This is a genomic window from Streptomyces flavovariabilis (assembly GCF_000725785.1).
Lineage (GTDB): Bacteria > Actinomycetota > Actinomycetes > Streptomycetales > Streptomycetaceae > Streptomyces > Streptomyces hawaiiensis.
On the sequence record NZ_JNXD01000049.1, the window covers coordinates 1 to 7950 of the forward strand.

The following is a 7950-nucleotide window of genomic DNA, read 5'->3' on the forward strand; positions in this document are numbered from 1 at the left end:
CTCGTCCCACTGCTCGATCATCGCGTTCAGCTGGGCAAGGGAGGCGACTTCGGGGACGGGGACCATATGGTTCCGGCGGAACCAGCCGATCTGCCCCTCCACGCCACCCTTCTCGTGGGCGCCCTCGATGCCGGGCAGGCAATACGCAGCATCGATGCCGAAGTGCGACCGGAACGCGGTCCACCGCTCGTTCTCCACGCGGGACCGCGAGCTCAGCACCCGGGAGACCGCGGAGCGGAGGTTGTCGTAACGGACCTTGCCCGTCGGGACGCCGCCCAGCACGCTGAGAGCGTGGACGTGGCCTTCGAGGAATGCCTCCTGGCCGCAGGAGGCGAAGACGCGGTGCACGGCCTTGCCCGAATACGACAGGCGCATCGCGAACACGAAGCAGGTGACCTGCTCACCGGCCAGACGTACCTTCACGTCGCCGAAGTCCACCTCCGCCTCGGCCCCCGGCCTGTGGGACTGCGGAATGAACGCGTGTACCACCCGCGGCCGGCCTCAACGGCGATCTGGGGGCGCCGGTCGGCGACATAGGCCCGCACCATCGGATAGGTCACCGCCTCCGCCCCGTGCTCGTCCAGGAGCCGGTCGCTCCCACCGCAAGCCCCCGAGTGTTGTCAGAACCCAGAGACATCGCCCTCCGGGCGAAACCGGGCGCTCCCCGCTCTGAGTAACAAGTGGTGTCCGTTCCCACGTACAAAACCACGTGTCCGAGTCCATCGCGTGAACGAGGGCCACCGAGGTAGGTGCGCACCTCGGGCGAGGCGAACAACTCGATCGGAGCAGGCGGCCAGGTGACGGTCCGGGCTCGGCAAGGTCGGGCTAGGGGAGCGGTGGCCGGGGACGACAGGAGGGGTGTTGGCTCCCGTCCGGCAGGTTCGACGTACCGGACGGGAGCGGCACGGGGCCCACACGGGGTTCCTTGAGCACGAGGGGAACCCGCGCGCCTTCCAGACGGGAAGGTGTGACGCCAAGGCGTCTCGTTCATGGTGCCGGTCCCCGGACAGTGGGTGTGCAACTGCATGAACGGTGATCAGAAGCGGACGTTCCGACGCGGTGTTGACCGTGCCGGGGCGGGAGTTGGCGTTCGGGTGTTCATAGCAGGGTCCATCGAACGTATTTGCTCCGTGACCGCTTGAGCACCGCCGGGAGGGAGGCCTTCCAGACCCTCAACCTCGATACAGGGAAGGTGAAGTGTTCAGCCGAAAGGTGTGGACCGTCGCCGTTTTTGGTGGTGGTCCTCGCGTGGAGCACGGCGATGACCGTGCTGGGACACCTCGCCGCGGTCGTGGCGCTGCTGCCCTCGCCCGGACTGCTGGTGCAGCAGTTCACCGCCGCCGCCCACGGTTGAAGCACCGGGCCCGTCCGCGCTCCGGCGCTGGAGCTGGCCGGGCAGGACGAGCCGCAGCGATGACCTCCTCGCCATCCTCGCCCCCCAGGATCCGCCGGCTGCCGACGACGTCCCGGATGCACCGCTCTCCGTCGCGCCCGCCACGTTCGGGCCGGGCCGGCGAGGCCGTCGCGCGGAGCCGATGTCCGAGAACATCGGCCCCAGCCAGCAGGCCCTGCTTGAGCGCCTGCGCCACCGAATATCCGCACACGGGATCACCCCCACGAGCCGGCCCGCCGCACCGGCTTCTTCAAGGGACGCATCTCCGTTCTCCTGCGCGGTATCGAGTGTTACCCGAGCTGGGAGCTCACCTACAGCGTGGTCCACGCCCTGGGACTGCCTCCCTGGCCCCTGTGCCGCCTGTGGACCTCCGGCGCCTACGAGGCCGCCACGTGGATCAACCAACGCATTCACGATGGCCGGCCGCTGGGGCCCGAGGAGTGGCCTGCGGAACACTGCGGCTTCATCGAGAAGATGGAGCACCACTACATCTGTGCGTCCGGCGCGGCCGCCGGGCAGCACCACCGGCACGACATGCCAGTCCCGCCGAACGCACCACCGCCCGCCCGCGTTCGGCGCACCACAGCGGGTCTGGGAGGATGGCCGGCAGCCGTCCGTACCGGGTCCGGGAACGCGCGGGCGGCGAGAGGCGGGCGGGAGAGCGGAGCGGTGTGGCACATGCCGGAGTACCCGGAGTACGTCGCCGCGGTCGTGTTCGCCGCGGGCGGCGTCGTCAACGCCCTGCTGGCACCGCACCGGTTCTCCACCGCCGTCCTGTTCTGCCTCGCGGTGACCTCTGGCGGACTCGGCGTGGCCGGTCGCAGTGCGGCAGCCCACCCGACCATCGCCACCGTCCTCGCCGTCGCCGCCCTGCTCCTGGCGCTCGCGCTGGGCCTGCTGCTGGCCGACGGTGTCCTCCTGGTCCGGCGCTACGGACCGCAGGCAGCCCTGCTGGCGACCGGGGCCGCCGGCTGCGCGGTGCTGGCGGTGCTCGGCCTCGACGCGGGTTTCCACGCGGTCGGCGGCGAGGCGTTCGGCGCCCTCGTGGTCGTGGTGAACGCGGCTGCGGGATACCTCACTCTGCTCTTCCTCGTCTTCGCCGGCTACGTGTTCGTCCGGGGCCGTAGCACCCCCCTGCCGGAAACCACCCATGTCGTCGTCCTGGGCGCAGGGCTCAACGGCGAACGGCCCGGCCCGCTGCTGACCCGCAGGCTGGAGCGCGCCCTCACGATCGACGCCGCCCGCGCACCGGACACGCCTCGTGTGGTGTTCGTCGTCTCGGGCGGCCAAGGCAACGACGAGGTCCGCTCCGAGGCGGACGCGATGGCCGACTATCTGCGCGGACGCGGAGTGCCCGCCGACCGGATCGTGCGGGAAGACCGCTCCGTCAACACCGGGCAGAACCTCCGCTTCAGCGCGGCCCTCGTGGACGGGACCACTCCCGGCCACCGCGCCACGGTGGTCACCAGCGGCTTCCACGTCTACCGCACGACCCTGCTGGCCCGCCGCGTCGGTGTGCCCGTGCACGTCGTGGGCGCGCCGACCTCCCCCGCCTACTGGCTGGCCGCGACACTGCGCGAATTCGCCGCCATCCTGTGGCTGGACCGACTCCCCCTGGTCGGACTCAGCCTGCTGTTGGCAGTGCCGGTGGCGACGGCGGTCTTCGAGCACTGAAGCGCCGGCCGCACACCTCGTAAGAGGTCCTGACAAAGGCGCGGACAGCCCGGGTCGCAGTTATTGAGCCGCTGGCCCGGCGCGGGCGCTTTGCCGACGCGGCTGGGCTCCGGACGGACCGGCGCGGCGGCCCATGCGTCCCTGCGGCGCAGCTGAGACGCCCCACGCAGAACAACCCGTTCCACGCCCGAGCGAGACCACACTGTTGTCGCGCGCAGACTGTTGCGTGCCGAAAGCAGACACATATGGCAGTAGGGGGACTGATGCGCAGAATCGCACGGACCATGTCCACGACGGTCGCAGGGGTGTTGGTCGCGGCGGGCATGATGGTTGTTGGCGCCCCCGGATCCGCACAGGCAAGTCCCGCCGACTGTGAAGGCGGCGCGAACGGCTTCGTCGACATCCCCGACAACCTCAGCGGTGCGGTCGGGATCGAACGCACGATAGGCGGCGGCACCAGGATCAGCATCCAGTACGCCACTATCGGTGGCGTACAGCGAGGGTGGGCCAAGATCGACGGCTGGACTCTCCCTGGCGACAAGGTGTGGATGGACTGGACCACCAACGGAGGTTCCAGCTGGCTGCAGTGCGGCCCCTTCGTGGTCGGAGCTCAAGACACCCCGAAGACCAGCGCCGCCAAGAACACAAGCAGCTCGTCCTCCTGGAAGTTCCGCGCCTGTGCGGCACTGGCACCCGCCGGCCCCCCGCTGTGCACTGACTGGTGGTAAACACCTAGCAGTACTTCGCATGTCCGTCCGATTGGTGATCACTGATGCGATGTGGGACCGGACCAAGCCGTTGATGCCGGCCGATCCGGTCCGCGGTCGACGGTGGGCCGATCACGTCGCACCCTGGAAGCCATCGTGTTGAAGTACCGCACCGGCTCGCCTTGGAGGGACCTGCCAAACGCCTGCGGCGTGTCCGTGCTGACTGGCCTAGGTTGTGCGGACGGCAATGGCGGCAACCGCCGACACCATGAGGGTGAGCAGCAGGCCGGGGGTGATGGCGAGCTCGGTCATCGGAGTCTTCCTCACGAGAGTCGGTAGCGCGTGGGTGTGGGCGCCGGGACTCGCCCGACGGTCTTCTGCGTGGGGCGTGTGGCGGCATAACGGAGCGACCCGACCGCCTTGAGCGCCAGCTTGTGGAGGTGGTTGCGGCGCCTCCGTCCGCACCTTGGAGGGACCCGCGCCGAAACGGCGCGGTGTAGGTGCCGTGCCCGCCTTCTACACGGCCTGCTTGAAGATGACGGTGAGGTCCTCGTCGTCAAGCGGCAGGATCCCTGCGCCGCGCTCGTACTCCCTGCGCGCGGTCTCCAGCAGCCGACGTTTCCCGCCGCCCACGCAGCCCGAGGGCGGCGAGCGCCTGGAGCTTCGGTAATCATCGGCCCGGCCGTGTGGCTGTGCACTCAGGCCTTTGACCGGGTGCCGCTTCGACGGAGGGTGGGGAAGAGAGCGGGTCTGCGTGGTGGAGTGTGGGCCTCTGATAACTCCGATAGCAGGGAGCGTCTTCTTCCGATGACCACACAGCCCGCACGCCCTGAGCGCAGCGGTCCCCAGACCGCCTTGATCATGGATGTCTCGCCGTTCAAGCCTTCTCTCGTCAAAGCGGTGTTCAGGGACGTGACCTCGATGCACGTCTCTCGGTCGGCCGCGTGGGCCGCCGCGTCGGTGACGCGGACAGTGCTGACGGAGATCATCGACGGCGCGAGGAGAGCGGCGGCGGGGGAGGCCCGGAAGAAGCTGATTCCCGGGGACCTTCTTACGGCGATCGACCGGAACGTCGAGCTCGAGGTGGGACACAAGTGGTACGACCACAGCCCGACGTTTCAAGATATGACCGGTGTCTTGTACGACGCGGAGGGTGTCATCGTGCCTTCTCGTAAGCGCAGCAGGTCGCGCAAACCGAGTGCTGTGGTCGGCGCCCACAGGTTCGAGGCTGGGGTCAAGGAGCTGCTGCGGAGCCAGGGGGTGACGGCCGTCCCAGCGATGGTCCGCGACCTGGACGGAATCGCGAGCGTGTTCCTGACGGACCTCGCCCGGGACGCGGCCATGGTCGTCCGCGAGGGCGGGGTCAAGCGCTTCGGTACGGTCACCCCAGTGATGTCGGGCCAACCGGCCCCACCCCCGTTCCTCAAGGATTCCCTCCGGGCCCTGCCCACCCGTAGGGGGGACGGGCGGACCATCTGCAGGGATGACATACTGGCCGCCACCACGATGCAGTTGTTCGGCGGCAACCTCAGGCAGCGAGCCCTCATCGAAGCATGCGAGGCGACGACCCGGGACACTTCGGCCGGCTGAGCGGGTGCGACCAACATCGCCGCCTGCACCTTCATCTGCTACCGCAGACTCGCCATACCTGGTCGGTGTTGCCCGAGGAGCAGCTTTTGGAGTCCCGGCCCGGCGCGTCGTACTGAACTCCGCGGATCTGCAACGCCGAACTGTACTCGCCCAGCGTGTGCGGGCACGCAGGACAGGGCGGTCAGCGCGTCGGCCGCAGCAGCCGCGGGGGTGACGAGGCTTTTGTGTACGAGGTGTTCCCCAAGGTTGAGCGGGTGGTTCCGCTCGTGCAGGACATGCACCTGGGTCTGGTGGTTGCGCACGGACTTCACTCGTTCGTATGGCGTAGGGGTCCGTTGTCTGCGGGCGGGGGGCGTGTGCGGTGCGCGCTTGGACGAGGCGGCATTTCCGCCGGTGCCGAGAGCACAACGACTGCGAGGGCTGATCCGCATCTCCAGGGAGGCAAGAACGGCTTTACCACGGGCTGGTCCTACGACAGACTCGGCAATCGGCAGGAACGCTCGATCAATTCCCACTGGTCGTCGGCAACTTGTCTGCGCGTCACGACCGTCTTCCTGCCGGATCCGTCTTCCAGGCGGATCCGGATCGGCGAGTTGTCAGGATGGCACGGCGGGGCAGCTGGTGCCCCGTGGTGGGGCTGCCAGGTCGGTGAGGTAGCTGTCCACGGCGTCCTCCATACACGGGCCGCTGGTGACGCTGCCGTGGCCGTGGCCCTCGTAGGTGAGGAGCACGCCGCTGCGGCCGAGCTGCCGGGCCACCGAGACCGCCCACGGGTAGCCGGTGGCGGGGTCGTGCAGCGCGTTGGACACCAGGATCGGCGGGGCACCGTGTACGTCCAGGCGGTGCTGCGGGTTGGCGGTGGGCGCGCCCAGACACGCTGCTGCCATGTGGATCGGCAGCAGGTAAGGCAGGTCAGGCGCCGTCATGTTCATCATGGCGACGAGCGAGGAGTACTCCTTGTAGTCGCGCACTGGCAGGTGCCAGTCCGAGCAGAAGACCGGCGTGGCCGGAGGCAGCGGCGCTATCGAGGTGGGCGACGCGGGCAGCGGATTGCTCACCGCCATCCCCGCGATCGCCGTGGCCAGGCCCGCGTAGTCGGCCTCGTAGAACTTCCGGAACGCGATCTTGTTGATTAGGTCAGAAGCCGACAGCGAGGTGCCCGGCTTCGCAGGGTGCTCCAGCTCGCCGCGCCCGGCCCGGGCCAACAGGCTCTGCCAGACGGCGCGGACATCGCGGCCGTGCAGCGCGCAGTGCGCGGCACCGTCACACCACTTCACGAACTCATGGAATGAATCCTCTGCGGTGGCCGCCTCGGCCTGCAGGAATCTGCGGGTGGCCTGCACGCTGTGGTCCATGACGCTCTCCAGCACCATCGCCCGCACACGGCGCGGGTAGGTCTCGGCGTACTGTGCCCCGAGCAGCGTGCCGTACGAGCTGCCATGGAAGGTCAGTTTCCGCTCGCCGAGGGCGGCCCGGAGGGCGTCCACGTCCCGGACCGTCTGGCCGGTGTCAAGGTGGTCGAACACCGGGCCGGTACGGGCCCGGCAGTCGGCACGGAGCCGCCTGTTGTACGCCAGGGTGGCGTCGAAGTCCGCCTGGCTCTTCAGCTGCGGTGACGGCCGCTCGGCAAGCAGGGCGCCGGAGCAGGTCACCGGATTGCTGCCGCCCACCCCGCGCGGGTCGAAGCTGACGATGTCGAACCTGCGTCGGACCTCGGGGCTGAACCGGCTGATACGGCCCACCACCATCTCCACACCCGAATCGCCCGGCCCGCCGGGGCCGAACACCATCGAGCCGACGCGTGCGCCGGGGTCCGTGGCCTTGCGGCGGGCCACAGCCAGGTCGAGTCTCGGCCCGTCCGGGTGGGTCCAGTCGACCGGCACCGAAAGAGTGGCGCACTCGGCCCCCCGCTTCTCCGGGTCGTCACACGCTGCCCACCGCAGGGCCCCGGTGGCAGACGGCGACGCGGGGACCGCGGGAGCGGCGGCGAGGCCGGTGATGACGGCCATGGTGGCTGCCACGGCCATGGTCGTGCCTCGCGTGGCAATGCGCCGCAGTGCGGATCTTCCCCTTAACGGCATGGATCCTCCTCGTGAAAGAGAGCGGTTGTGTCAGGCGTGCGGACCCGGCCGGGTCACCGTCGTCACGGTAGGTGCGCTGTCGACCATGTGGAGCCCCTGTCAGGGGCTTCTCCGGGTCTGGTCGGGGACCGCTCAGGGGCGACCGGGGCCCCGGGGCGAAAAAGATCCGGGTCGGGTCAGGGAAAGGGCTCCGCCGCACTATCGGTCGGCCCGTCAGCCGACGCCGACCTCTACGAGGAGGGAAACACCACCGAGCGGCTGATCAACAAGCTCGAGGCCGCGGCATCGGCCACCCGATGCGACAAAAAGGCCAGACGGCTACCTCACCGGCCTGCTCCTACGCGCCTCGACGATCTGGATGAAAGTCCTCACCCGGCCCACCCATTGATCACGACTCGATACGCGCCCTAGTTGTATTGATCACGAGCGTTGTTAACGCGGGGTCGGGCTTGATCATGGCGAAGGCCCCCGTGTGTGGTGGAGGTGTCGAATCTTCACCGCACGG

The 7950-nt window shown here is 69.0% G+C and carries 4 protein-coding genes and 3 pseudogenes; 4 read left to right on the forward strand and 3 right to left on the reverse strand.

Features of this window, described 5'->3' with window-relative positions:
• Window positions 1-423 (reverse strand): annotated as a pseudogene (locus IO24_RS0139460) (IS21 family transposase); the annotation flags it as partial.
• 1648 nt (window positions 424-2071) lie between these two features.
• Between IO24_RS0139460 and IO24_RS0139470 the strand changes: the two are divergent.
• From IO24_RS0139470 to IO24_RS0139490, 4 genes and pseudogenes are all read left to right on the forward strand, one after another.
• The gene (locus IO24_RS0139470) at window positions 2072-3067 is read left to right on the forward strand and encodes a YdcF family protein (RefSeq protein WP_051906036.1); all 996 of its coding nucleotides are present in this window, start codon (window positions 2072-2074) and stop codon (window positions 3065-3067) included.
• Window positions 3068-3351: 284 nt separating this feature from the next.
• Entirely contained in the window at window positions 3352-3795 is a 444-nt protein-coding gene (locus IO24_RS0139475) for a hypothetical protein (RefSeq protein ID WP_157851353.1), read from the forward strand.
• A 19-nt stretch (window positions 3796-3814) separates the two neighbouring features.
• Window positions 3815-3984, forward strand: a pseudogene (locus tag IO24_RS46140) (transposase); the annotation flags it as partial.
• 597 nt (window positions 3985-4581) lie between these two features.
• On the forward strand, window positions 4582-5364 hold the full coding sequence (locus IO24_RS0139490; protein ID WP_031144622.1) for a hypothetical protein: 783 nt from the start codon (window positions 4582-4584) through the stop codon (window positions 5362-5364).
• A gap of 58 nt (window positions 5365-5422) precedes the next feature.
• On the opposite strand, the pseudogene IO24_RS47000 reads toward IO24_RS0139490, so the two are convergent.
• Both IO24_RS47000 and IO24_RS0139495 read right to left on the reverse strand, forming a co-directional pair.
• Window positions 5423-5549, reverse strand: a pseudogene (locus IO24_RS47000) (lamin tail domain-containing protein); the annotation flags it as partial.
• Window positions 5550-5960: 411 nt separating this feature from the next.
• The gene (locus IO24_RS0139495; protein WP_031144624.1) at window positions 5961-7445 is read right to left on the reverse strand and encodes an alpha/beta hydrolase; all 1485 of its coding nucleotides are present in this window, start codon (window positions 7443-7445) and stop codon (window positions 5961-5963) included.
• Window positions 7446-7950 lie beyond the last annotated feature (505 nt).